At 31.2% G+C, this 23,802-nt stretch carries 25 protein-coding genes and 1 tRNA gene; 11 read left to right on the top strand and 15 right to left on the bottom strand.

The features are described 5' to 3' along the window. Positions 1–23: 23 nt before the first annotated feature. Positions 24–1,670: a solute:sodium symporter family transporter gene (locus CW731_RS10075; protein WP_100946604.1), complete on the bottom strand. Its 1,647-nt coding sequence runs from the start codon at positions 1,668–1,670 to the stop codon at positions 24–26. A gap of 155 nt (positions 1,671–1,825) precedes the next feature. Beyond that, positions 1,826–1,907: transfer RNA gene (locus CW731_RS10070), tRNA-Leu, on the bottom strand. Positions 1,908–2,032: 125 nt separating this feature from the next. Here CW731_RS10070 and CW731_RS10065 point away from each other — a divergent pair. The 3 genes from CW731_RS10065 to pth all read left to right on the top strand — a co-directional run bounded on the left by CW731_RS10065 (position 2,033) and on the right by pth (position 4,290). After that, positions 2,033–2,974: a ribose-phosphate pyrophosphokinase gene (locus CW731_RS10065; RefSeq protein ID WP_100946603.1), complete on the top strand. Its 942-nt coding sequence runs from the start codon at positions 2,033–2,035 to the stop codon at positions 2,972–2,974. Between the two features lie 19 nt (positions 2,975–2,993). Further along, positions 2,994–3,599 (top strand): 50S ribosomal protein L25/general stress protein Ctc, encoded by a 606-nt coding sequence (locus CW731_RS10060; RefSeq protein WP_100946602.1) that lies wholly within the window; start codon positions 2,994–2,996, stop codon positions 3,597–3,599. Between the two features lie 88 nt (positions 3,600–3,687). Continuing rightward, positions 3,688–4,290 carry an aminoacyl-tRNA hydrolase gene (gene pth, locus CW731_RS10055; protein WP_100946601.1) on the top strand — a complete coding sequence of 201 codons (603 nt, stop codon included), beginning with the start codon at positions 3,688–3,690 and terminating at the stop codon, positions 4,288–4,290. 105 nt (positions 4,291–4,395) lie between these two features. On the opposite strand, the gene CW731_RS10050 is transcribed toward pth, so the two are convergent. The 8 genes from CW731_RS10050 to lysM form a co-directional block, all read right to left on the bottom strand. Beyond that, positions 4,396–4,845: a 6-carboxytetrahydropterin synthase gene (locus tag CW731_RS10050; protein WP_100946600.1), complete on the bottom strand. Its 450-nt coding sequence runs from the start codon at positions 4,843–4,845 to the stop codon at positions 4,396–4,398. Between the two features lie 178 nt (positions 4,846–5,023). Continuing rightward, complete coding sequence (locus CW731_RS10045) at positions 5,024–6,523, bottom strand: GH3 auxin-responsive promoter family protein (RefSeq protein ID WP_100946599.1); 1,500 nt, start codon at positions 6,521–6,523, stop codon at positions 5,024–5,026. After that, on the bottom strand, positions 6,523–7,389 hold the full coding sequence (locus CW731_RS10040; protein WP_100946598.1) for a M23 family metallopeptidase: 867 nt from the start codon (positions 7,387–7,389) through the stop codon (positions 6,523–6,525). The genes CW731_RS10045 and CW731_RS10040 overlap by 1 nt, the downstream gene beginning before the upstream one ends. A gap of 47 nt (positions 7,390–7,436) precedes the next feature. Beyond that, positions 7,437–8,021, bottom strand: a complete 585-nt coding sequence (nadD, locus tag CW731_RS10035; protein WP_100946597.1) for a nicotinate (nicotinamide) nucleotide adenylyltransferase — start codon at positions 8,019–8,021, stop codon at positions 7,437–7,439. Positions 8,022–8,083: 62 nt separating this feature from the next. Beyond that, entirely contained in the window at positions 8,084–8,677 is a 594-nt protein-coding gene (gmk, locus tag CW731_RS10030) for a guanylate kinase (RefSeq protein ID WP_100946596.1), read from the bottom strand. A 158-nt stretch (positions 8,678–8,835) separates the two neighbouring features. Further along, positions 8,836–9,690, bottom strand: a complete 855-nt coding sequence (locus tag CW731_RS10025; protein ID WP_100946595.1) for a YicC family protein — start codon at positions 9,688–9,690, stop codon at positions 8,836–8,838. Between the two features lie 47 nt (positions 9,691–9,737). Continuing rightward, a complete protein-coding gene (locus CW731_RS10020) occupies positions 9,738–10,637 on the bottom strand; it encodes a DMT family transporter (RefSeq protein WP_100946594.1) in 900 nt (299 codons plus the stop codon). Between the two features lie 122 nt (positions 10,638–10,759). Next, positions 10,760–11,230, bottom strand: coding sequence for a peptidoglycan-binding protein LysM (gene lysM, locus CW731_RS10015; RefSeq protein WP_100946593.1), 471 nt, complete (start codon positions 11,228–11,230; stop codon positions 10,760–10,762). 97 nt (positions 11,231–11,327) lie between these two features. On the opposite strand from lysM, the gene upp reads away from it, so the two are divergent. Beyond that, on the top strand, positions 11,328–11,981 hold the full coding sequence (gene upp / locus CW731_RS10010) for a uracil phosphoribosyltransferase (RefSeq protein ID WP_100946592.1): 654 nt from the start codon (positions 11,328–11,330) through the stop codon (positions 11,979–11,981). Here the strand turns inward: upp and CW731_RS15965 are convergent. Continuing rightward, the gene (locus CW731_RS15965) at positions 11,976–12,905 is read right to left on the bottom strand and encodes a DUF6427 family protein (RefSeq protein ID WP_368356653.1); all 930 of its coding nucleotides are present in this window, start codon (positions 12,903–12,905) and stop codon (positions 11,976–11,978) included. The two genes, upp and CW731_RS15965, sit on opposite strands and share 6 nt — an antisense overlap. 41 nt (positions 12,906–12,946) lie before the next feature. Here CW731_RS15965 and CW731_RS10000 point away from each other — a divergent pair, with 41 nt between their 5' ends. From CW731_RS10000 to CW731_RS09990, 3 genes are all read left to right on the top strand, one after another. Next, positions 12,947–13,168 (top strand): hypothetical protein, encoded by a 222-nt coding sequence (locus tag CW731_RS10000; RefSeq protein WP_100946590.1) that lies wholly within the window; start codon positions 12,947–12,949, stop codon positions 13,166–13,168. A 7-nt stretch (positions 13,169–13,175) separates the two neighbouring features. After that, positions 13,176–13,847 carry a tRNA (guanosine(46)-N7)-methyltransferase TrmB gene (gene trmB / locus CW731_RS09995; RefSeq protein ID WP_100946589.1) on the top strand — a complete coding sequence of 224 codons (672 nt, stop codon included), beginning with the start codon at positions 13,176–13,178 and terminating at the stop codon, positions 13,845–13,847. Positions 13,848–13,942: 95 nt separating this feature from the next. Then, the gene (locus CW731_RS09990; RefSeq protein ID WP_100946588.1) at positions 13,943–14,272 is read left to right on the top strand and encodes an MGMT family protein; all 330 of its coding nucleotides are present in this window, start codon (positions 13,943–13,945) and stop codon (positions 14,270–14,272) included. A 70-nt stretch (positions 14,273–14,342) separates the two neighbouring features. Here CW731_RS09990 and CW731_RS09985 read toward each other — a convergent pair whose 3' ends face one another. Together CW731_RS09985 and CW731_RS09980 are read right to left on the bottom strand one after the other, a co-directional pair. Next, entirely contained in the window at positions 14,343–14,828 is a 486-nt protein-coding gene (locus CW731_RS09985; RefSeq protein WP_100946587.1) for a hypothetical protein, read from the bottom strand. A gap of 201 nt (positions 14,829–15,029) precedes the next feature. Continuing rightward, positions 15,030–15,506, bottom strand: a complete 477-nt coding sequence (locus tag CW731_RS09980) for a hypothetical protein (RefSeq protein ID WP_100946586.1) — start codon at positions 15,504–15,506, stop codon at positions 15,030–15,032. A 171-nt stretch (positions 15,507–15,677) separates the two neighbouring features. Between CW731_RS09980 and CW731_RS09975 the strand changes: the two genes are divergently transcribed. The 3 genes from CW731_RS09975 (at position 15,678) to CW731_RS09965 (ending at position 18,315) form a co-directional block, all read left to right on the top strand. Then, positions 15,678–16,811 carry an Mrp/NBP35 family ATP-binding protein gene (locus tag CW731_RS09975; RefSeq protein WP_100946585.1) on the top strand — a complete coding sequence of 378 codons (1,134 nt, stop codon included), beginning with the start codon at positions 15,678–15,680 and terminating at the stop codon, positions 16,809–16,811. A gap of 9 nt (positions 16,812–16,820) precedes the next feature. Further along, positions 16,821–17,057, top strand: a complete 237-nt coding sequence (locus CW731_RS09970; protein WP_100946584.1) for a NifU family protein — start codon at positions 16,821–16,823, stop codon at positions 17,055–17,057. Between the two features lie 202 nt (positions 17,058–17,259). Next, positions 17,260–18,315 (top strand): NAD(P)/FAD-dependent oxidoreductase, encoded by a 1,056-nt coding sequence (locus tag CW731_RS09965; protein ID WP_100946583.1) that lies wholly within the window; start codon positions 17,260–17,262, stop codon positions 18,313–18,315. A gap of 108 nt (positions 18,316–18,423) precedes the next feature. On the opposite strand, the gene CW731_RS09960 is transcribed toward CW731_RS09965, so the two are convergent. Both CW731_RS09960 and CW731_RS09955 read right to left on the bottom strand, forming a co-directional pair. After that, complete coding sequence (locus tag CW731_RS09960) at positions 18,424–19,800, bottom strand: hypothetical protein (RefSeq protein ID WP_198519808.1); 1,377 nt, start codon at positions 19,798–19,800, stop codon at positions 18,424–18,426. Positions 19,801–19,826: 26 nt separating this feature from the next. Then, on the bottom strand, positions 19,827–22,250 hold the full coding sequence (locus CW731_RS09955) for a TonB-dependent receptor (RefSeq protein ID WP_100946582.1): 2,424 nt from the start codon (positions 22,248–22,250) through the stop codon (positions 19,827–19,829). Positions 22,251–22,572: 322 nt separating this feature from the next. On the opposite strand from CW731_RS09955, the gene CW731_RS09950 reads away from it, so the two are divergent. Then, entirely contained in the window at positions 22,573–23,730 is a 1,158-nt protein-coding gene (locus CW731_RS09950) for a homogentisate 1,2-dioxygenase (RefSeq protein ID WP_100946581.1), read from the top strand. Positions 23,731–23,802 lie beyond the last annotated feature (72 nt).

Here is a 23,802-nt window from a genome sequence, read left to right as displayed (position 1 = left end):
TAAAAGTTGCTCCCTTTTTTTGTTTATGCAAAATAAATATACACACCAATTACAATCACACAAATAGCAATACCTACTTGTTTTGTGTATGCCCAAGGTGTAATATCTACTTGTTTTGTATATTCTTGTACAAATGGTTCTTTCCTCGGAGCTATTTTACCAATGACTAACATAATAATTACGTTCAAAGCAAACAATATAGCCATTACATCTAAAAAGTGAGGATATGCTTGTGCTTCAATTAAAGCGAGTTCTGCAACATCTGTAATATTGGCCTCTGCAGCAGTATTCATTGCTTTTTGCACAAAATAAGGTTGTAAAATAAACTGACTCAATATATACAACAAACAACCAGAAACTAGTCCGATTTTTGCTGCAATTGCAGGAACCCATTTTGTTAAATAACCTACAATAATAATGGTTAAAATAGGGATGCTATAAATTCCGTTAATTTCTTGTAAATAATCGAATAAACTACCTGCATTCGCAATTAAAGGAGCAATAAACATCGCAGCAATTGCTAAAATTACTCCAAATGTTTTTCCATATTTAACAACTGTTTTTTCACTAGCCTCTTTGTTGATGTGTTGTTTGTAAATATCAATACCAAATAAAGTAACAGAACTATTTAAAACACTATTAAAAGAACTTAAAATTGCGCCAAATAAAACGGCTGCAAAGAAACCAACCCAAGCACTTGGCAGTACTTTCTTAACCAACATTGGGTAGGCACTATCTGCCGATTCTAAATTTCCTTGAAATAAATGAAATGCAATTAAACCAGGTAAAACCACAATAATTGGACCTAATATTTTAATAAAAGACGCTAATAATAATCCTTTCTGACCTTCTTTTAAATTTTTTGCACCTAAGGCTCTTTGTATAATTTGCTGATTTGTTCCCCAATAAAATAACTGTACCAACATCATACCTGTAAAAATGGTATAAAAAGGAACAGGGTCTGTTGGGCCACCCATCGATTTAAACTTATCTGGATGTTCTGCTGTTAAGGTTGATAAACCATCTAAGATATTACCATCACCAATCATCATTAATCCAAAAATAGGAATTAAAATTCCACCAATTAAAAGTCCGATTGCGTTTATAGAATCTGAAACGGCAACAGCTTTTAATCCACCAAAAACGGCGTAAATAGAACCGATAATTCCAATTCCCCAAACACATATCCAAATAGATTGTGTGTGTGTAACACCTAGTAATGTTGGTATATCGAACATACCACTAATAGCTAAAGAACCAGAATATAAAATTACAGGAAGTAGCACAACAACATAACCAGAAAGAAATAAAACGGATGTTAATGTCTTTGTAGTAACATCAAATCTTTTTGCTAAAAAACCAGGGACGGTAGTTAAACCACCTTTTAAATATCTTGGCAATAAAAACATTGCGGTTACAACCATTGCAATTGCAGCTAAGGTTTCCCAAACCATTACAGACAATCCGCTTTGATAAGCAGCGCCATTTAAACCAACAATCTGCTCTGTAGATAGGTTGGTTAATAGTAATGATCCAGCAATTACACCTGCGGTTAAACTTCTTCCTCCTAAAAAATACCCGTCTGACGAAGATTCTTCTGTTTTACGTGTTTTTAAATACGCTATAATAGCTACTAAAGCTGTAAATCCTATAAATGTTAAAAATTGCATACTTGGTTTTTGTAATTATAAAAAGCTTTAAATATACGTTAGAATTACCAAATAAGAGATTACTAATTAAAATAAAATTTAAAGTCCTTCAAAGGACTTGTAGTTGCTTAGAAAATTAAAAAACCTATTAATTATTAAATTAATAGGTTTTTTTGTACTCAAGGCGGGAATCGAACCCGCACTTCCGAAAAAACTGGATTTTGAATCCAGCGCGTCTACCAATTCCGCCACTTGAGCATTTATTTAATAGGACTGCAAATGTATTAAATTATTTTATTTTAAAGTCTATAAATTAATTCGAAACTAAATAAATAATTTCTACTTTTGTTTCCTCACAACAACACAATATAAATTATATCTAAATGCCTACAAATCAATTAGCACCAAAACTTTTTGCCTGCAGACAAAGCACCGTTTTGGCAGAAAAAATTGCAAAAGAATACAACACAACTTTAGGAAAAGTGAAAACAACCTATTTTAGTGATGGAGAATTTCAGCCAGCTTTTGAAGAATCTGTTAGAGGAAGACGCGTTTTTATTATAGGGTCTACATTTCCAAATGCAGATAATTTAATGGAAATGCTTTTAATGTTAGATGCTGCAAAAAGAGCATCAGCAAGACATATTACAGCAGTTATGCCGTATTTTGGTTGGGCAAGACAAGATAGAAAAGATAAACCTAGAGTTGCTATTGGTGCAAAATTAGTTGCAAATCTATTGCAATCTGCTGGCGCAACTAGAATTATGACAATGGATTTGCATGCAGATCAAATTCAAGGATTCTTCGAGAAACCAGTAGATCATTTATTTGCTTCAACTATTTTTATGCCATACATCAATAGCTTAAAATTAGATAACTTAACAATTGCATCTCCAGATATGGGAGGTTCTAAAAGAGCATATGCATACTCTAAGCATTTACATTCAGATGTTGTAATCTGTTACAAGCAACGTAAAAAAGCCAACGTAATTTCTCATATGGAATTAATTGGAGACGTTAAAGGAAAGAATGTAATTCTTGTAGATGATATGATTGATACAGGAGGAACTTTAGCGCATGCAGCAAATTTAATGATGGAAAGAGGTGCTTTAAGTGTTCGTGCAATTTGTACACATCCAATATTATCGGGTGGGGCTTATGATAAGATAGAAAATTCTGCTTTAACCGAGTTAATTGTTTCAGACACAATTCCTTTAAAGAAAGAGACTTCTAAAATAAAAGTTGTATCTTGCGCGCCATTATTTGCTGATGTTATGCATAAGGTGCAAGACAATACTTCAATTAGTGGACAATTTTTAATGTAAATAAATAATAAGAAAAGTAATGAAATCAATTACAATTAAAGGATCAAAAAGAGAAAGCGTAGGTAAAGTAGCAACTAAAGCCTTACGTAATGCTGGTATGGTTCCTTGCGTTATATACGGAGGAGATAAGCCTATGCATTTTTCAGCGGAAGAATTAGCATTTAGAAATTTGGTGTACACTCCAAACGTTTATACTGCAATAATTAATGTTGATGGAGAAAAAACAACTGCAATCTTAAAAGATATTCAGTTTCACCCAGTAACAGATAGAATCATACATGCAGATTTTTATCAGTTATTTGATGATAAAGAAATTACAATGAGAATTCCAGTTAAATTAACAGGTACATCACCAGGGGTATTAAATGGAGGTTCTTTACGTTTTACAAATCGTAAATTAAGTGTAAAAGCTTTACCATCTAATTTACCAGATTTTGTAACTGCAGATATTTCAAAATTAAAAATTGGGGCTAAGTTAGTTGTAACGTCATTATTTAATGATAACTATACTTTTATGCACCCAGATAATACTGTTGTTGTACAAGTAAGAACTTCTCGTAATGCTACTGTTTCTGAAGAAGATGAAGAAGAAACTACAGAAGCTGCTACACCAGCTGCAGAATAAGTTTTTTAAAAATAGAATTTATAAAAAGCGTTACATTTTGTAACGCTTTTTTTATTTTTGTAAGATAAGTTTTGAGCTTCTATTTTAAATGATTAAAATTAAAGTTGAAACTAAAGAAAAAGTAATGAAGAAGTTTTTAATTATTGGTTTAGGAAATATTGGTGTTACATACACGAATACACGTCATAATATTGGTTTTAAGATTATAGATGAGGTTGCAGAAGAACATAACGCAACTTTTGAAACAGAAAAATTAGGAGATGTAGCTACTTTTAGGTTAAAAGGAAGAACTTTTATCCTTTTAAAACCAAGTACATTTATGAATTTAAGCGGTAAAGCTGTAAAATATTGGATGGATAAAGAAAATATATCCGTAGAAAATATTTTAGTGGTTACAGATGATGTGCATATAGACTTTGGCACAATACGCGTAAAAGCCAAAGGTTCTGCTGGCGGACACAATGGCTTGAAAGATATTCAAGAGAAATTAAACACGCAAGAATACGCTCGTTTTAGATTTGGTGTTGGTGCAAATTATCCAAAAGGAAGACAAGCAGATTTTGTTCTTGGAGAATGGAGTAAAGAAGAAACTAGCGAGTTAATTGAGCGCTTACCATTTTCATCAAAAATTATTACCTCATTTGGTACTGCAGGTTTGCCAAATACCATGAATGAATTTAATGGTAAATAATTACTTTATACCAAGAACTTTCTTAAAATTTTTTAAATTTTAGTAGGAGTGTTTTTATTTTAGTATTTACTTATTAATAGGCAAATGTTTAAAGATGTTACAAAATTAGTTTTCACTAGCATACCATTCTGCAAAACTAGAGTCTGTTTCTTGTAGTTTCATCGAATGTAATTTAATGTTATTTGGCAATCTACTTATAATTTTCTGTGCAAAATCAATCACCATCATTTCACTAGTTGGCTGGTAATCTACCAATAATACATGATGATCTCTATCCATCAATTCTTTAGCTAGCTCAACATGTGGTGTGTTTTTATTGAAAACCGTTGCGTGATCGAAAATATCTACAATTTCTTCGTTAACAATCTTCTTTAAGTCACTAAAATCTATCACCATTCCAAACTTTACATTGGTATTGTCTGTAATAGGTTTTCCAGAAACTGTTACAGAAAGTTTATAAGAATGCCCATGAACATTTTTACATTTTCCATCATAACCGTATAAAGCATGACCCGTTTCAAAATTGAATTGTTTTGTGATTCTAATTGTACTCATTTGTGTTTTATTGATGTTTCAAATCACTTTAAAAATGTATTTTTTAAAATGATTATGCGTATTATTTTTGATTAAAATATTAACGACGTTTGTTTCTATATTTGTTGTAAAAGTAAACAATAACCAATCCTATTGCTAAAACTAAAAATAAATAATCTCCCATTTTATGTGTATTTTATTATTCTTCAATTAAAAAGTTATCTAAAACATCTGCAATTTTTCTATTATCAGACAATTGCGGAATTTTATTTTGTCCACCAAACTTACCAATAGATTTCATATATTCATGAAAGCCTCCTTTTTTTACTTTTCTAATCACTAAAGGGCGCAGTATTTTCCCTTCAATTAAATCGAAATAATAAATATTCTGTTCTTGCATAGAAGCATCTACTTTCTGTGCAAATTCTTCCATGTTTTTAGGTTCATTTTCAAATTCTATAAACCATTCATGATAAGGCAAACTATCAGTTGCATTTACTTGTGGTGCAACTGTAAACTCACTAATATTAATGGGCGTTCCTTTTATAGCATCATTTAATGCTTTTTCTACTTCTTTACCAATAACGTGTTCGCCAAAGGCGGAAATAAAATGTTTAATTCTTCCTGTAACCTTTATTCTATAAGGTTTTGTAGAAGTGAATTCTACAGTGTCACCAATATTATACCCCCAAAGCCCCGCAGTTGTGTTTAAAATAATCACGTAATTCACGCCAATTTCTACGTCTCTTAGAGATATTCTTGTTGGGTTTTCTTCAAAAAATTCACTTGCAGGAATAAATTCATAGAAAATACCAGAATCTAATTGCAGCAACATTCCTTTTTCGGTTTGTGAGTCTTGATAGGCAATAAACCCTTCTGAAGCAGGATATAGTTCGATATAATCTATCTTTTTACCAATTAAACTCTCGAACTTGTTTTTATAAGGTTCAAAATTTACACCACCGTAGATAAAGAAATTAAAATTTGGGAATAACTCTGAAACCGATTTTCCAGTTTTTTCAATCAACTTTTCAAAATACATTTGTACCCAAGAAGGTATTCCGCTAATTACAGACATGTCTTCGTTTACGGTCTCTTCTACAACAGCATTTACTTTTGTATCCCAATCTTCAATACAATTGGTTTCCCAGCTTGGTAATCTGTTTTTTAATAAATAATTAGGAACATAATGCGCAGCGATGCCACTTAATCTACCCAATTTAACACCATTTTTGTCACTTAAAACAGGGCTTCCTTGAAGAAATATCATTTTTCCATCAACAAAACTTGCGTCATTTTTTTCAACAATATAAAACAACATGGCATTTCTTGCTGCTTTAATATGCGTTGGCATAGAATCTTTAGTAATCGGTATGTATTTTGCACCAGAAGTTGTACCAGAAGTTTTCGCAAAATACAGTGGTTTTCCTGTCCAAAGAACATCAGCTTCTCCAGCCACAATTCTATCTACGTACTTCCTTAAACCTTCGTAATCTGTTACTTTTACTTGTTTCTTAAAATCTTCATAAGTAGAAATGCTTTCAAAATTATGATCTTTTCCAAAAGCTGTTTTACTTCCTTTAGCTATTAAGTTTTTAAAAACTTTCTCTTGTGTTTTATGTGGATTATTAGCCCATTTAAAGACTTTTCTAGTCGCAATTTTAGCAAACGGAATGGCAAAAAAAGATTTGATACTCATTATTTAAAGTCTATAAAATTTATTGGATTTATGGCATAACCACCTTTCCATAGTTCGAAATGTAAATGCGGCCCCGTAGAAAGTTCTCCTGTAGAACCTACGCTAGCTATTACTTCGCCAGATTTTACAAAGTCTCCTTGTTGCTTTAATAAGTTTCCATTGTGTTTATACACGGAAATATAATCTTTATTGTGTTTTAAAATGATTGTGTAGCCAGTGTCTGCGCTCCAACCAGAAAAAATAACGGTTCCGTCTGCAGCAGCTTTAATAGGCGTGCCTGTTTTTGCAACAATATCTACAGCAAAGTGCTTAGAACTTGCATCGAAATCTTGAGAGATATTACCAGTAAGAGGTGCAAAAAAGACAATTTTCACATTGCTCTTTGAGTTGTTTAAAATAGCAAAACGGGTTTCTGTATCTACCTTTTCTCTAAATAAAGAATCTTCTCTAGTGGCATCTAACTCGCTTTCATTTATTACAGCTTGTCTTGCTTCCACTTGAAGAGAATCTATGTCTTCTGAAGTTATTTCGCCAGTTAAAACAGGTCTTAATGCTTTTGTATAATTTTCTAAGATTGCTAGCTTTTGTTTTAAAGAATCTGCTTCAAATGTTAATTTTACTGCAGTTGCTTTTAATTTAGAAGAAGAATAACCTGGAATGTATTCTTTAATTGGTGTAAACGCGATTAAAACGGTGGTTAAAGCAATTAATAGAATAGAGAAAACACCCCCTAAAACAAATACGTTTAATCTAGATAGTTTTAATGAAAAACGTTCCTCGAACGTATCTTCGTTTAAAACAACCAACCTATATTTATCGGTTAGTTTTTGTTTAAATTTACCTTTTATTTTATCCTTTTTTGCCAAAATAATTGTTTGAAGATTTACAAATATACAACGAATTTTAAGCGGAATTATTTTCTGTAAAAATTCATTTCATCTATATAATTCCAAACTTCTTTGGTTAACATAGGTTTTACGTTTTTACCATCCTTAATTCCGTTTCTTATCATGGTAGAAGATATTTGTACAATGGGTGCTTCAACCCTATGAATTTTAAGATGGTTGTCAAATTTAGTTTCTATATGCCCTTCAGAAATCCGTGGATATACATAAATAGAATGATGTTCTAAAATGGTCTCAAAGTTTTTCCATTTATGAAAACTCTTCAAGTTGTCTTCCCCCATAATTAAACAAAATTCTTTTTCTTTATAAAGGTCTGAAATATGTGCTAATGTGTAAACAGTATAGTTTGGTTGTGGTAATTTAAACTCAATATCAGAAGGCTTTATCTTCGGATACTCTTCGGTTGCTTTATAAACCAACTCTAAACGATGATGATTGTCTAGTAAAGAGCTTTTCTTCTTAAACGGATTATGAGGTGTTACAACCATCCAGATTTCATCTAAATCTGAATTTTCTACCATATGATTCGCAATGATTAAATGCCCAATATGAATTGGGTTAAACGTACCAAAATATAAACCAATTTTACTCATATTTTCTATAGATGAGAGGAAGTAGAAGATAGAGAAAAAATATTTCTCTGTTTCTTATTTCTTTATTTTTTATGCGTATTCAATTCTAAAAAGTCACTCATTAGATCTTCTGCTTCTTTTAGAGCAACATCTAAATCGTAATTTTTAATAATTTTATCAAACTGAGGTGCTGTTGCTAATTCTACAGAAGCTTTTGCAATGCGCATATTTATTTTTTCTTCACTTTCTGTTTTACGCTTTTTTAAACGGATTTTTAACTCGTCTACACTTGGTGGTTTCACAAAAACAGATAAGGTTTCGTTTGGAAATTTCTTTTTAATTCTTAGACCACCAACAACATCAATATCAAAAATAACGTGTTTTTTTAAAGCCCAAATACGTTCTACCTCACTTTTTAAAGTGCCGTAGAAATTATCTCTGTAAACTTCTTCCCATTCTAGAAACTCATCTCCTTTAATTTTATTTTTGAAATCTTTTAGATTGATAAAATAATAATCTTCACCATCTTTTTCGAAACCTCTAGGTTCTCTAGAAGTTGCAGAAATAGAAAACTCTAAGTTAAATTTTTCTTGCTTTAATAAATGACGAACAATGGTGGTTTTCCCTGAACCTGAAGGGGCTGAAAACACAAATAGTTTTCCTTTAAAATCTGACATGTAATTTATTATTTGTCATGCTGAACTTGTTTCAGCATTTTGTAATTTATCTATTTAAGTTAAAAATAACAAATGTCTTGTTCAATATAGTCGAAACCTATTCTTTTAAATAGAAATTTAGAGACCTTTCGACTACGTTTAAGGAGACACGTTAACTTTTATAAGACGTTTAAAATTTGTTCTTTAATTTGCTCAAGCTCGTTTTTCATTTGAATAACCGCTTTTTGCATTGGTGCAAAATTAGCTTTAGAACCTGTTGTGTTTATTTCTCGGCCCATTTCTTGAACAATAAATCCTAATTTTTTACCATTAGAATCTTCCGACGCCAATGTCTGTAAAAAATAATCTAAATGATTTGCCAAACGAACCTTCTCTTCATTAATATCTAATTTTTCTAGATAATAAATCAATTCTTGTTCAAAACGGTTTTCATCAGTGTCTACTTTTAGATCGTCGATAGCCTTCTTTAAACGTATTTTTACGTTTTCAACTCTGTCACCGTCTAAAGCTTTTACTTCTTCTAAATAGGTGTTTATATTTTCAATTCTTTGTCTAAAATCAATTTCTAAAGAAGCCGCTTCATCAATTCTATATTGTACAATTTCTGTAATTGCAACATCTATATTTTCATTGATAAGATTCCATTCATTTTCATCTAATTCTTCGCGATCTGTTTTTAATGCATCTGGCATTCTTACTGCCATTTTTAGTAATTCAACATCGTCAGAAGTTCCTGTTTGAACCACATTTCTTAGTTGTTGCATATATTCTTTTACAACACCATGATTTACAGTTGTAGAAGTTTCATCTGCAGTCATTTCAACAAAAATTGAAAAATCTACTTTTCCTCTAACTAAAAAACTGGCTAATTTTTTACGAACAGCTAATTCTTTTTCCTTGTAATAAGAAGGAATTCTAACGTTTAAATCTAAATTTTTACTGTTTAAAGATTTAATTTCTATAGTTACTTTTTTGGTAGGCAATTGTAATACTGCTTTTCCATAACCAGTCATAGATTGAATCATAAAATCATCATTTTTAATAAGTTGCAAATATAACTTTAATTACTAGATTCTTCTACTTGTTTGGTTACTAAATACACACCTAAAAAGATCAATAAAGTAGCACTAACTTTCACTAAACTTAAAGAATCGCTGCCAACAATTAATGCATAAATAGTAGCTATTACAGGTTGTAAATAAATAAAAACACTAACTGTTGTGGGTTTTAATTTCGATAAACCATATAAATTACAAAGATAGGTTACACAAGAAGTAAAAATCATTACAAAACCAATATTCCAGTAGATATTTGTAGGTATTTCTAGCCAAATAACTTCTTTCAATTCACTGTACCCAAAAGGAATTACAAAGAATAACCCGAATAAATACAACCATTTTACAAATACTATAGGATGGTATTTGTTGATTAGGCTTTTAGCCAAAACTAAATACATACCATAAGACGCGGCGTTTACAAAGACTAAAAAATTACCCCAATTGTTATTAGTAGCTGTTCCGTTAGTAGCAGAATTACCATAGGTAATTAGCAAGATAGTACCAGCTAAACCAATAAAAACACCAATAATTCTCTGTTTACCTATCGCTTTTCTAATAAGAATACTAGAAAAAAGTAGCACCATAATTGGAGACATAACCATCATTACAGATGCACTTATGGGAGTCGTTAGGCTTAAACCCTTAAAAAAAGTAAGCATGTTTAATCCTACGCCAAAAAAAGAGGCTAATAATATTTTTTTATAATCTTCTTTTTCTATCTTTTGTTGTTTTATAAATAAACCTAGCAACCAAAAAATAGTTGTTCCTCCGATAACTCTAAGAGAAATAAAGGCGTAAGGTTTTAAGTAGGTTGGCATTACGTCTTTAGCAATGGTAAATGTTAAACCGTATATTAAAGTTGCGATAGAAACTGCAATTAGTGCTAATGTTCTTTGATTCATTAGAAAATAATACTATAAAAGTTAAAAAATGCAAAGTTGATGATAAATTTTAAATTTAACGCATAAAAAAGAGTCTCAAATAAATTTTGAAACTCTTTTTACTTTGGTTGATTAACTTTTGGTTAGTCCACTAAAGGTGGAATTCTTAATACCTGACCAGGGTAAATTTTATCTGGGTGTGATAACATTGGCTTGTTTGCTTTGAAAATTACTGGATATTTCATTGCATTACCATAATATTCTTTAGCAATTTTACCTAAAGTATCTCCGCTTTCTACTGTATGGAACTGTGCCATTGCAGCTTCTTCAATTACTTCGATTTCTGCAACCGTTATATTATCTTCTACAGATGCAATGCCATTTGTATTACCTAGAACTAAAACTACTTTTTCTTTTGTTGCTAAATCTGTAGTTTCCCCCCAAACTTTTACGGCATCGTCATCTACTTCAATGGCTAAATCTTTAACCTCAAGTTCTAGCGCTGTAATAGCACCTCTTAATTGATCAGATTTTTCTGCATTCTCTTCCTCTGTTGTTTTTCCAATACCGAAAACTTTGGCTCCAGCATTTTTAATAAATGAAAAAATTCCCATTTTTTTTTATTTTTAATGATTAATGAAACTAATTTACGGTTAGCAATATACAAATTTTAAGTAATTATGCTACATTTGTTTACCTTATTTCAAAAAAATGCATATACATCACATCTCAGAAAATAATTCAATTCTAAATAAATTTATAGCAGAAATTAGAGACGTTGTTATTCAAAAAGATTCTTTACGTTTTCGTAGAAACATTGAAAGAATTGGCGAGATTCTAAGCTATGAATTAAGTAAAAACCTTTCTTATAAACCTATTGACGTTATTACGCCCTTGGGAGAAAAGTCAATAGAAAAACCAATTAATGATATTGTCTTATGCTCGATATTAAGAGCTGGTTTACCTTTACATCAAGGACTTTTAAATTATTTTGATGATGCAGAAAATGCTTTTATTTCAGCCTATAGACATCATCCAGTTAACAATACGGCGTCTGAAATCGTTGTAGAATATTTTGCTTCTCCTTCCATGGAAAACAAAACATTGTTGTTGGCAGACCCAATGTTGGCTACTGGGCAAAGTTTAGTAGCGGTTTACGAGGCAATTAAAAAGTATGGTGTGCCAAAAGAATTACATATAGTTGCAGTAATTGCAGCTAAAGAAGGAATCGATTTTGTTAAAACCCATTTTCCTGAAAACACACACTTATGGGTTGCTACAATTGATGCAAATTTAAATGAGAAAGGATACATTGTTCCTGGTTTAGGAGATGCTGGAGATTTGGCTTTCGGAAGCAAATTATAGTAAAAAGGGGAAAATAAAGGCGCTTATTAAAAGCAATATAAGAAGTATATTTTTTATTAAATTATTATTTATAGTTTCAAGTCCGTTTGCAATAATAATGGCAGCAGGAAATAGAAATAATAATAACTCTGTTCCGTTTTTATTTGGTATTAATAGTGCAAATAATAGAGCAATTACTAAATTTATTATTAAGAGAATCCAATTTTTTTTGAATGAATTATTTACAGATAATGCTTTAGGCGATTTTAAAAAAAATGAACCTAAAGAAAGCACTATAATTAATATTGATGTCCAATAAAGACTATTTTCTGAATAAAGAACGAAGCTATTGAGTGTTTCGTAATAGAAAAGATTGGTGAAAAGGTACAATTTATCAATCCAAAAGCAATAAGTAAAATAAAGAATCATTGGAGCTAAGAATCCCGTTATTGGGGCAATTAAATTGTTAATAACCCCTTTTTGATGTAAAAAAATAGCGGCATAAATTAATATGGAAAAAATTGCAGAAAATGGTTCGAGTATGCACAGAATACCCAACCAAAACCCACTGTCAAAAAGTTTTTGTAAGGTTTTATTTGGAGATTTTAAGCTGTATATTTTCCTTAAAAAAAGAGCATATAATAGTGTTATAGTCAGTGTTTTAAAGTTTAATGTAATCGATATGTAATAACTTAATGTAACCGTAAAAACAAAGAAGGCGTAAGAGTTGTCGAAGGTTAAGTTATTTTTAGAAACGATAAAATTATAGAAGAAGAAAATAATTAAATATAAACCTAAAAAACCTGTTATTTTTAATAGTAAAGAGAACTCAAAACTATGGTTAAAAAAAAGTAAAAAAACAGTAAATAAAAACAAGCAAACAAATAGGCTTAGAATAATTATGAAATTGATTGGTTTAGATTTCCCTAAAAAATTGGCTAGCATTGTTTCTTTTGTTATTTTTGCAACGTAAAGATAATTAAGTTATGATAGCAAGCAATATTTTTAGATGGATTGGTAGTTTATTTACAGATCTTTTATTCCTTCCTTTTGATTGGTTACGTTTAACCGTAGCGAATGCAGATTTAGGATGGTGGATTTCTAACGCAGTAAACTGGTTTTTTCTACTAGTTCTTTTAGTTTTATTTGCATATTGGATGGGAGAATCTCGTCGTTTTGTAAAGGAAGGAACAGAAGATAGAGCTTAATTTTACTTTGGGAAGCAAAAACAAACTTAAACGATTCAAAGAAAATGAAACGTTTAAAAATGTTATTCAGCCAACAAGAGAAGAAGTTGTAACAGACTTTTCTCACAAAGGTCAATGGCATTCTTTTTTTGGAAACAATAATCCTATAGTTGTAGAACTAGGTTGTGGTAAAGGTGAGTATACAATTGCCTTGGCTAGAAAAAATCCGAATAAAAATTACATAGGTATCGATATTAAAGGTGCTCGCTTTTGGCGTGGTGCAAAAACTGCAATAGAAGAAGGTTTAGATAATGTAGCCTTTGTAAGAACTCAAATAGAGTTGGTCGACTTTATTTTTGCAGAAAATGAGGTTTCAGAAATCTGGATTACTTTCCCAGATCCTCAAATAAAATACCAACGTACAAAGCATAGAATGACAAATACGTCTTTTCTTAAAAAATACAATCATATTTTAAGTGAAGAAGGAATAATGAATCTAAAAACTGATAGCGAATTTATGCACGGTTACACATTAGGTTTATTACATGGTGAAGGTCATGAGGTGTTATATGCAAATCATACAGTTTATAAAAACGAAGGAGCACCAAAAGAAGTTACGGAAACACAAACTTTTTACGAGAATCAATACCTAGAAGTGGGTAAACCAATTACTTATATTCAATTTAGATTGAAGTATTAATCTCGTTCTATAATTTAATTGTCCTTTTTTATCATAATTAAGTTAACTTTTAAGTTTCTATGTGAAACTGAGAGGAATAGCAATATCTTCACATTATGAAAGATTCTGATAATTTTTTTAATAAAGTTTACCATGTTGCACGTTTAATTCCTTGCGGAAAAGTAACAAGTTATGGTGCAATAGCAACGTATTTGGGTGCAGCAAGATCTGCAAGAATGGTTGGTTGGGCAATGAACAAGGCTCATAATTTAGAGGATATTCCTGCACATAGAGTTGTTAACAGAAAAGGTTTACTTACAGGAAAGCATCATTTTGATGGTACAAACTTAATGCAACAATTGCTAGAAAATGAAGGAATTATTGTGGTTGAAAATCAGATTCAAGATTTAGACAAGGTTTTTTGGAATCCTATAGATGAGTTGTAATTTTATTTTTTAGAAATAAAAAAAACCTATCATTTAAATGACAGGTTGTATTATAAGAGTTTTGAGGATTTTATTTTTTAAGAAAGTCATCTTCAATTTTTATGAATTTTCCAGACCAAGTTAAGCCTTCTAAATTAGAATCATAATAATATCTATTTCCTTTTACTCTAGATATTTTTGTATTCAATATTGTGCCTACACCAAAAGGTAAACTTTGTTTATTTATCTCTGTGATAACAAGTTTATATTCACTTTCAGAGGTCCATTTAATTTTAGCTTTAACAAATTCATTATTAGTGTAGTATTCTGTATAGTAGCCGTCTTTAATTTCAACTAATATCTCTTTTTTTCCATTATCGAAAGTGTATTTCCCTTCGCTTAAAACCGTATTTTTTATTGTTTCTTCCTTTTCTTCTTCTTCGGATACATTAAAGGTATTCAATCTGGCAATCTCATAATCTCGAATAGAGTTCGAGGCTACTTCTTGTGAAGAAGTGTTTTGAGAGCCAATAAATAATAATACTACTAAACCTAAAGTTTTTATTTCATTTTTCATAATCTGGGGGATTAAAAGTTACAGTCTAAATTTAGTGGTTTTAAACCATCTTCTCGTTAAACTATGTTAATAAAAATTGTAAAACTAATAAATTTAGTTATTTAAAGTTGAAATGTGGTTTTTAATAGTTATCTATATAACTTTTGGCAAAAAAAAACCTATCATTTAAATGATAGGTTTTTTTTAGAAGTTTAAATAAATTTATTTTTCAAGAAAATCGTTTTCAACTTTTATGAATTTTCCAGACCAAGTTAAGCCTTCTAAATTAGATTTATAATAGTATCTACTTCCTTTTACTCTGGATATTCTTGTGTTTAGTGTTGTACCTTCAACAAAAGGCAAACCTTTTTTATTTATCTCTGTAATAACAAGATTGTATTCATTTTCAGAAATCCAATTAACTTTAGCTTTAACAAATTCATCATTGGTGTAGTACTCTGTGTAATAGCCATCTTTAAATTCAACTAGCACATCTTTTTTTCCATTATCAAAAGTATATTTGCCTTCACTTAAAACAAAGTTTACTTCCTTTTCATCTTCTTCAGACACATTAAATGTATCTAACCGATCTATCTGGGTATTTTGAAGTGAGTTCGAAGCTAGTTCTTGAGAAGCTATATTTTGAGAACCAATAAATAATAATACTACTAAACCTAAAGTTTTTATTTCGTTTTTCATAATCTGGGGGATTAAAAAGTTATACCATAAAACTAAGGTTTTTTATCTATCTAATAGTTAAACTATGTTAAGATATTGTAGTTTATGAATTCTAGAAAGGTTGGCTTTATAGGCTTTAATATCTGCGATCTAAGACGTATCTTTGCAGTTAAGATTAAATAAAAATAAGACGTGAGTTTTAAAAAAGAAGATATATACAAAGCATTAGAAACCATAACGGCTCCTGGTGAAGGAAAAAGTTTGGTAGAAAATAAGAATATAACAAATGTTGTTGCTTTTGGTGAAGAAGTAGAGGTAGATGTTACAATAAGTAACCCAACTTTACAGGCAAAAAAGAAAGTAGAGACGGAAATTGCGAAAGCAATTAAAAAGAATGTTGGCGAGCAAATTACTGTAAAAGTAAATGTAAAGGTAGAAAAGCCTGCGGTAAAAGAAAACCCGAATCAAATTCGTGGAAAGGAAATTCCGAATATTAAAAACATTATTGCAGTTGCATCTGGTAAAGGTGGTGTTGGTAAATCTACAATTACTGCAAATACGGCTATTTCTTTAGCAAAAATGGGTTTTAGTGTTGGTGTTTTAGATGCAGATGTTTACGGGCCTTCACAACATATAATGTTCGACGTAGAAAAAGCAAAACCACTTTCTGTAAACGTAGGTGGAAGATCAAAGATGAAACCCGTAGAGAATTACGGAGTTAAATTATTGTCTTTAGGCTTTTTTACAGATCCAGATCAAGCAGTGATTTGGCGTGGACCAATGGCTTCAAAAGCATTAAACCAATTAATTTTTGATGCAGATTGGGGCGAATTAGATTTCTTATTAATCGACCTTCCACCAGGAACAGGAGATGTACATTTATCAATTGTACAAGCCTTACCTATTAATGGTGCTGTTATTGTAAGTACACCGCAAAACATTGCATTGGCAGATGCTAAAAAAGGAGTTGCAATGTTTCAACAAGAAAACATTAATGTACCTGTTTTAGGAATCATAGAAAACATGGCGTATTTTACACCAGAAGAATTACCAGATAATAAATATTATATATTTGGGCAAGATGGTGCTAAAAACTTGGCAGAAGATATTAAAACAAAATTTTTAGGAGAAATTCCTTTAGTGCAAAGCATTCGAGAATCTGGCGACGTTGGGCATCCTGTAGCTTTACAAAAAGGTACTGTTTTAGAAAAGTCTTTTAATGAGATTACAAAAGAAATGGTAGCAGAATTATTAAAAAGAAATGCAAATTTACCACCAACAGAAGTTGTTAGAATTACAACAATGAGTGGTTGTAGTACAAAATAAACTTTATTTATGACAGCACAGGAAACATTAGACAATGTAGAAAAAGCGTTAGATGAAATTCGTCCGTTTTTAATAAGCGATGGTGGTAATATTAAGCTTTTATCTATAGAAGATAACATCGTTAATGTTCAACTAGAAGGCGCGTGTAATGGTTGTTCGGTAAACCAAATGACTTTAAAAAATGGAGTAGAAGCAACCATTAAAAAATATGCACCACAAATAGTAGAAGTAGTAAACGTAGCATAAACTGATAAAAGTCAGTTTTTAAACCTTTAGAAAAATATATTTTTGGGCGTTCCCTAAAAAGGGCGGGCTTTTCGCACTCGCTTTTTTTACTTAAAAAAGTAAAAAAGAGCTCAAACAAGTGCTTCAATCCCTAACGCGCTCATCAACATAAAAAAGACCTCACAAGTATAAAACTTTGTGAGGTTTTAAAAAATAAAAAAAAGTGATTACAACAGATATCTTAATTATAGGAGCAGGACCAACAGGTTTGTTCACCGTTTTTGAAGCAGGTTTATTAAAACTGCGTTGTCATTTAATAGATGCGTTGCCGCAAGCTGGCGGACAATGTTCTGAGATTTATCCTAAAAAACCTATTTATGATATTCCTGCATATCCAGAAATTTTAGCAGGTGATTTAACCGATAAGTTACTAGAACAAATTAAGCAATTTGAACCAGGTTTTACCTTAGGTGAACGTGCAGAAACCATAGAGAAACAAGAAGACGAAACGTTTATTGTTACTACAAATAAAGGTACAAAGCACCATGCAAAAATAGTTGCAATTGCTGGCGGATTGGGGTCTTTCGAACCAAGAAAACCACCCATTCCTAACATTGCAAATTTCGAAGATAAAGGAGTCGAATATATTATTAGAGATCCAGAATTTTACAGAGATAAAAAAGTGGTAATTTCTGGTGGTGGAGATTCTGCTTTAGATTGGTCAATATTTTTAACAGACGTTGCTTCATCAGTCACTTTAATACACAGAAGAAACGAATTTAGAGGCGCTTTAGATTCTGTAGACAAAGTACAAGAATTAAAAGATGCTGGTAAAATTACCATGCTTACACCAGCGGAAGTTGTAGGTATTGCAGGTACAGATAAAGTAGAAGGGGTTTCTGTAATTCAAAACGGAGGAGAACCATTTATTATAGAAACAGATCATTTTATTCCACTTTTTGGTTTGTCTCCTAAATTAGGACCAATAGGAAACTGGGGCTTAGAAATAGAGAAAAATGCGATTAAAGTAAATAATGCTTTAGATTACCAAACGAACATTCCAGGAATTTATGCTATTGGAGATGTAAATACCTATCCAGGGAAATTAAAATTAATTTTGTGCGGATTTCATGAAGCAACTTTAATGTGCCAAAGTGCGTACAAACGCATTTATCCAAATAAAAAATATGTAATGAAATACACAACAGTTGGTGGTGTAGATGGTTTTGACGGAACACGAAAGGAAGCACCAAAAGCGGTTGTTAAAAAGATAGAGTAACTTAGTTGTTGGCGTTATATTAGAAAAATACCAAACAGCATTTAATAAAAAAACACCCTTCAGGTTATTATATCTTGAAGGGTGTTTTTATTTTGAATTTAATTAGTCTTAGTAAATACCAATATAAGTACCTTCAGCTAAATTTTCTAATGTTGCACCAACAGTAAAACCATCAGGGCTTGTAGAGCTTGTGTCAAAAATATACACATTACCATTTTTACCTGTCGGTGTAATTGCCATGTAGAATTTACCATCTTTAACAACAGCACTTTGGTATTGTCTTAACCAAAGGTTGGTAGGTAAATTCATTTTAATTGCTGTACCGTTATATAAATCTACACGAGCAACAGACCAATTAGAATCGTTATTTGAATTTGTTTCATCTGATCTTAAATACGGAACATAACCAATTCCGTTTCCTGCATAAAACCATCCGTAAGACCTTGTATTTTCTCCTAAAAGATCAGATAAATTAAACTTAAAGGTTTCGTCATAATCACCATTACTTATTTTTAAAATATTTGTGTCATACGTGTTGTCTGGCACAGAAATAATTTGATATACATCTCCAAGTTCATCCTTATAAGCAACAGGAGTTCTATAGCCATTAGTAGCACCTTTTGCAATATCCGTAGAAATAATTTTAGGATTTGTTAAAGAAGGGTAATCTAAAACTAGTGTTTCCGTATTTCTGTAAATTGCTGGAGGGCATCCTCTACCAGAACAAGGGTTTTCTGGGTTGTATGCACTTTTAGACATACCATAATATATTTTATTACCAGCAATAACAGGTGCATCTACTCTACCAACATAATTATAATGGTCATAATCTGTACCCTCCACATTAATGGTATAAGGCTCTAAATCTGTATCACTTACAGGAATAATAATTTCTTCAATAGAACCAAAAGTAAGGTTGTTTAAACCAACACTCATAATTCTTAAAGTAACATCAGACCTTATAAATTTGGTAGCATCATTTTCATCAAAAACTCTTGTAGCATTGCTACCACTAGCATAATGTATAGACGCAGATTCCTCGCTAGCTTTCGTCCATCTTGGGTAGGCTGTACCCATTGCAAATTCTACGTTTTTTTCGAATAATTGATTATAACTTTCCTCTCCATCAACAGAGAATTTGTAGATTCTTCCACCGCCATAATCAAGATTATATAAAGATTTTCCATCTGTAGATCCAAAAATTCTTGCAGTTCTTGTAGAGGGTATTTCAAACCCTTTACCATCATAACTTACGGTTACACCAGCAGTTACATCTGTTAAAGCTTGCGTATACACTTTTGTTTCTCCGGTTGGACTTGCAGATAAAGCCAATGTAAATTGGTTACGACCCTCTACGGTTGGTTCTTCGGGTTCTGGGTTGTCAATTGGGGCATCACTACTACAAGAAGTAGTTATAAAAACGATTGAAAGCATACTCAAAACAATTGTTTTTTGAATAGACCATTTGAAATTAAAATTAATCATAATAAAGTAGTGTTTAAAATTTAAGGTTAAAAAATTGTGTAGTTTATTTTCATGTAAAAAGCACGTCCTGGTTTTTGCAAAGCATAATTATCAAAAACCTGAGCGTTTAAAATATTTCTTGCGTCTAAAGAAAGAGTTAGGTTCTTATTAGGAAAAGTATGTGTAATACCAATATCGCTAACGAGTTGAGTAGGTATAATGTCTTTTCCTGCTCCACCTAAAGATTCCCAATCTCTGTAAAACCAATGCACATAAGATAAATTTGTAGAGAATACTGTTTTAGATTTTTTTTGAAATAAATTATCACTTGTGTATCTTAAGTTACCATTTGCTGTAAGAAAAGGGGCATTTCTTTCTCGGTCTCGATACCAATTATATGCTAGACCCGTTTCATTAAATTGAGTATTAAAACGGGAGTTAAATACAGATACATTTCCGTTAAAATCTAATTTTCTGTCATAAGAATAAAATACATCAATATCAAATCCTTTACTGATGTAACTCTCATCATTAATAAACTCGGTGGTTTCATCGGTATCATCTTCTCTTACATTTCGCTTTATTTTGTCTTTAGTATCTCTTAGAAATGTATTTATTTTAATTCTGGTTTCATTTTTTCCGTAGATAAAAGTTCCTAGTACCACACCCAGGTTTACATTTTTACTCTTTTCGGGTTTTAAATTATAATTAGGTTCAAGGTTTTCGGCAAGATTACCAAACAACTCTCGAGCTACAGGGAGCCTGAACGAGTTTTCTATAGATGTTTGAATTAGAAGATTAGGTAAGATTTCATATGCCATTGTAAATCCAAATCCATCAGCAGTTACATCTCTAGTCACATTATTTAACTCAACAGGAGAAGCGTCATTTTCTTTTTTATATTCAATAATTTGTATATTTTGATTGAAATTTTTATAAAAAACAGCCGTTTTTAGTTTATCATTAAAAGTATTTAACTCATAGCCTATACCAAAAATACTCTTGTTAGAAAATCTTGTATCTTCTAAGTTTCTTATGTCTATGTGCCTTAACGGATCTTGTAAGTCTCTAATAAACCTTGTGTGTAAAAAATTAGCTGTTATTGCGTGGTTATCGTTTATCTTATATTTTGATGATGCACGACCTACGTATACTTTTTCAATACTTTCTTGTAATGTTGGGTTTCCTGCTTCAGCACCAGAGAAATACTCGTAATATCCTATTGAGTTTCCATCTGAATAAAACTTTTCTTTACGTTTCCCATCCCAATCATAAATAAAAGGAGTGATGTCTGTTAGGTTTCTTTTCAATCTAGAGTATGATGAAAATAAATCAACACTAATTTTTTTGCTTCCTAAAAAACTAGCATCTTTATAAGAGGTACTAATCAGTTTTGTTTGTTGCGCTACTTTTCTATTTCCGTAAACAGATTCCATTGTAGCACCATGTTGTATCTCCCTGTTTAAAGAGGAGTAAATAGCACCAACTAATAGTTCATCAGCCCATTTTCGTTTAGAAAATCCCGCATCTACTTTAAACCCTTTAGAAGTATATGCATCATGAAATCTTTTAGCCCTTACATAAGTAATGTCTCCCGTTGTTGGTTCTGTAGTATATACTTGGTTTCCCCAGACTTTGTAGTTGTTGTCAGAATAGTTATAAAAACCGGAACCTCTAAGAGTAAAACCAGATTTGTTATCGTATTTGTTACCAGCTATTGTAGCCTGATGTGTGTTAAAAGAGCCAACTGAATAAGAAGTACTTAAAGAGTTTTTATTAAAATCATCTTTTAAAAGGACATTTATTGCGCCGCCCAAAGCATCTCCCGCCAATTCTACCGGAACAACACCTTTGTACACTTCTATACGCTCTATCATGTTTGTTGGTATGCTACTTAAAGAAAAAGAAGGACCGTATGATTGTATTGGAGATCCATTGATGAAAATTCGAATTGCATTGCCCGAAAGGCCATTTATAGTATAATGTGTGTGAGAACCCAAGCCACCATTTTGCCTTATTCTTACGCCAGAAGAACGATCTAAAACATCATTTGCTTGTACAGATTGTAGCGCTATATCTTTCATTTTTATAGCATTTACAGCAAAACCTTTCGTTTCTATTTTGCGTTCTTTGGTTTTGCTTTTTATAATAATTTCTTTTAGATCATTTGTTTGGTTGTATTTTAAAGTGTGATTTATTACAACCTCTTTGTCGTTAATTATAACAGTTACACTTTCTGTATCCTTACCAAAGTATTTTATTTTAATGATTTGTTTTCCATAAGGCAATCCTGTAATTTTATAAAATCCTTTTTCATTGGTGTAGGTGTGTTTTGTGCCATTTTCTAAATAAACAGTAGCCAAATCAGCAGGACTTTTATCTTTAAATTTAATAACACCAGTAATTGTTGCTTTCTGAGCAAAAAGAGATATGCTTACAAGAAAAAAGAAGACGTAAAAAAAGGATTTCATTTTAAAGTATTATTTTTATTAAATCTAAATAATGATAATTTATGCAAAGATATTTCTTAAAATCAATCTCGCAAGAGTTATTTAGAATAATTTTAAATAAGATTTAGTGAGTTTGTATTTATTGCTAAATAAATGAGACTATTAGTTTTTTAAGAATAAAAAAATAAGAATTGTATTATTTCCTATCTTTGTATAAATAACTAAATCGATTGAGATGTATTTAGATTTATTATCGCATTTAAAATTCCTAATAAAACGCAATCCAGAATAGAGTTTTTAAATTTTTATATTAATCAAATTATTAATTTAAAATTTAAAAAACATGCCTTTCTATCATAAATTAGGAACAATTCCACCCAAAAGACACACACAGTTTCGTAAAAAAGACGGAAGTTTATATTACGAACAACTTTTTGGTACCATTGGTTTCGACGGAATGTCTACCAACTCATATCATGAACATAGACCAACAATGGTCAAAGAAATTCGCAAGCAATATTCTGTAAAACCGAAAATTGCAAAAGCAAATAATATTCAATCTTATCGTTTTCGCGGATTTCAAGTTCCGCCGGAAGATGATTATTTAGAAAGTAGAAAAATTGTTCTAACAAATTCGGATTGTAATATCATTTTATCAGCACCAAAAAAATCGACCACAGATTATTTTTATAAAAATACTGATGCAGACGAGGTAATTTTTATCCATAAAGGAACCGGAAAACTAAGAACACATCTTGGTAATATTGATTTTAAATACGGAGATTATTTAGTAATTCCGCGTGGAATTATATACAAACTAGATTTCGATGATGAAAATAATAGACTTTTTATTGTTGAATCTTATTCGCCTGTATACACCCCAAAAAGATATAGAAATTATTTTGGACAACTATTAGAACATTCACCATTTTGTGAACGAGATTTAAGAAGACCCCAAGAATTAGAAACTTATAATGAATTAGGAGATTTCTTAATCAAAGTAAAAAAACAGGGCGAAATTATAGAAATGATTTACGCTTCACACCCGTTTGATGTAGTTGGTTACGACGGTTATAATTTTCCGTATGCTTTTTCAATTCACGATTTCGAACCAATTACCGGTCGTATTCATCAACCGCCACCAGTGCACCAAACCTTCGAGACAAATGCATTTGTAATTTGCAGCTTTGTACCACGTTTGTATGATTATCACCCAAACTCAATTCCTGCACCTTACAATCATAGTAACATAGATTCAGACGAAGTTTTGTACTATGTAGATGGCGATTTTATGAGTAGAAACGACATCGATCAAGGTCATATTTCCTTGCACCCAGCCGGAATTCCTCATGGTCCACACCCAGGAGCAACCGAGCGTAGTATTGGGCATACAAAAACCGAAGAATTAGCCGTTATGGTAGACACTTTTAAGCCGTTACAGGTTACAGAAGAAGCCATGAAAATTGCTGACGAGGAGTATTATAAATCTTGGTTGGAGTAGCTTAATTATTAGAAGCTATTTCCTGCTTTTCGCACTCGCTTTTTTTGAGAAAAACAAAAAAGAGCTCAAACA

This window comes from Polaribacter sp. ALD11 (assembly GCF_002831685.1).
Taxonomy (GTDB): Bacteria; Bacteroidota; Bacteroidia; order Flavobacteriales; family Flavobacteriaceae; genus Polaribacter.
Note: the sequence above shows the minus strand (reverse complement) of the source record. Positions and strands in the feature narration are given on the sequence as shown.

Excerpts from the sequence above, each read along its gene's own strand:
- CW731_RS10075 (WP_100946604.1), bottom strand. The coding sequence starts at position 1,670 with ATGCAATTTTTAACATTTATAGGATTTACAGCTTTAGTAGCTATTATA.
- CW731_RS10065 (WP_100946603.1), top strand. The coding sequence starts at position 2,033 with ATGCCTACAAATCAATTAGCACCAAAACTTTTTGCCTGCAGACAAAGC.
- CW731_RS10060 (WP_100946602.1), top strand. The coding sequence starts at position 2,994 with ATGAAATCAATTACAATTAAAGGATCAAAAAGAGAAAGCGTAGGTAAA.
- pth (WP_100946601.1), top strand. The coding sequence starts at position 3,688 with ATGATTAAAATTAAAGTTGAAACTAAAGAAAAAGTAATGAAGAAGTTT.
- CW731_RS10050 (WP_100946600.1), bottom strand. The coding sequence starts at position 4,845 with ATGAGTACAATTAGAATCACAAAACAATTCAATTTTGAAACGGGTCAT.
- CW731_RS10045 (WP_100946599.1), bottom strand. The coding sequence starts at position 6,523 with ATGAGTATCAAATCTTTTTTTGCCATTCCGTTTGCTAAAATTGCGACT.
- nadD (WP_100946597.1), bottom strand. The coding sequence starts at position 8,021 with ATGAGTAAAATTGGTTTATATTTTGGTACGTTTAACCCAATTCATATT.
- gmk (WP_100946596.1), bottom strand. The coding sequence starts at position 8,677 with ATGTCAGATTTTAAAGGAAAACTATTTGTGTTTTCAGCCCCTTCAGGT.
- CW731_RS10025 (WP_100946595.1), bottom strand. The coding sequence starts at position 9,690 with ATGACTGGTTATGGAAAAGCAGTATTACAATTGCCTACCAAAAAAGTA.
- CW731_RS10020 (WP_100946594.1), bottom strand. The coding sequence starts at position 10,637 with ATGAATCAAAGAACATTAGCACTAATTGCAGTTTCTATCGCAACTTTA.
- lysM (WP_100946593.1), bottom strand. The coding sequence starts at position 11,230 with ATGGGAATTTTTTCATTTATTAAAAATGCTGGAGCCAAAGTTTTCGGT.
- upp (WP_100946592.1), top strand. The coding sequence starts at position 11,328 with ATGCATATACATCACATCTCAGAAAATAATTCAATTCTAAATAAATTT.
- CW731_RS15965 (WP_368356653.1), bottom strand. The coding sequence starts at position 12,905 with ATGCTAGCCAATTTTTTAGGGAAATCTAAACCAATCAATTTCATAATT.
- CW731_RS10000 (WP_100946590.1), top strand. The coding sequence starts at position 12,947 with ATGATAGCAAGCAATATTTTTAGATGGATTGGTAGTTTATTTACAGAT.
- CW731_RS09990 (WP_100946588.1), top strand. The coding sequence starts at position 13,943 with ATGAAAGATTCTGATAATTTTTTTAATAAAGTTTACCATGTTGCACGT.
- CW731_RS09985 (WP_100946587.1), bottom strand. The coding sequence starts at position 14,828 with ATGAAAAATGAAATAAAAACTTTAGGTTTAGTAGTATTATTATTTATT.
- CW731_RS09980 (WP_100946586.1), bottom strand. The coding sequence starts at position 15,506 with ATGAAAAACGAAATAAAAACTTTAGGTTTAGTAGTATTATTATTTATT.
- CW731_RS09970 (WP_100946584.1), top strand. The coding sequence starts at position 16,821 with ATGACAGCACAGGAAACATTAGACAATGTAGAAAAAGCGTTAGATGAA.
- CW731_RS09960 (WP_198519808.1), bottom strand. The coding sequence starts at position 19,800 with ATGATTAATTTTAATTTCAAATGGTCTATTCAAAAAACAATTGTTTTG.
- CW731_RS09955 (WP_100946582.1), bottom strand. The coding sequence starts at position 22,250 with ATGAAATCCTTTTTTTACGTCTTCTTTTTTCTTGTAAGCATATCTCTT.
- CW731_RS09950 (WP_100946581.1), top strand. The coding sequence starts at position 22,573 with ATGCCTTTCTATCATAAATTAGGAACAATTCCACCCAAAAGACACACA.